The organism is Colwellia sp. MB3u-55, from assembly GCF_014076785.1.
GTDB lineage: Bacteria > Pseudomonadota > Gammaproteobacteria > Enterobacterales > Alteromonadaceae > Colwellia_A.
In genome coordinates, this window is sequence record NZ_JACGUS010000011.1 from 1 (window position 1) to 244 (window position 244).

The window sequence follows — 244 nt, forward strand, 5'->3', positions numbered from 1 at the left end:
GAAGGTGAGTTAACTTTAAATACCGATGGTAGTTATACCTTCACACCTAATGATAATTTCAACGGTGCTGTTCCTGTTATTACTTATAGCGTTACTGATGGTGCTGGTGATACACAGAACTCTACACTAACAATTTCAGTGACACCAGTGTCTGATCTAAGTGATGATAGTGAATCTGTTACAACAGCTGAAGATACAACAGCCACAGGCAATGTGTTAGATAATGCTGAAACAGCAGATGGTC

At 39.3% G+C, this 244-nt stretch carries 1 protein-coding gene; it reads left to right on the top strand.

Going from position 1 to position 244, the window contains the following annotated elements; genetic code table 11:
• On the top strand, window positions 1-244 hold a 244-nt coding region (locus tag H4J66_RS00030), incomplete at both ends, for a cadherin-like domain-containing protein (RefSeq protein WP_182169088.1).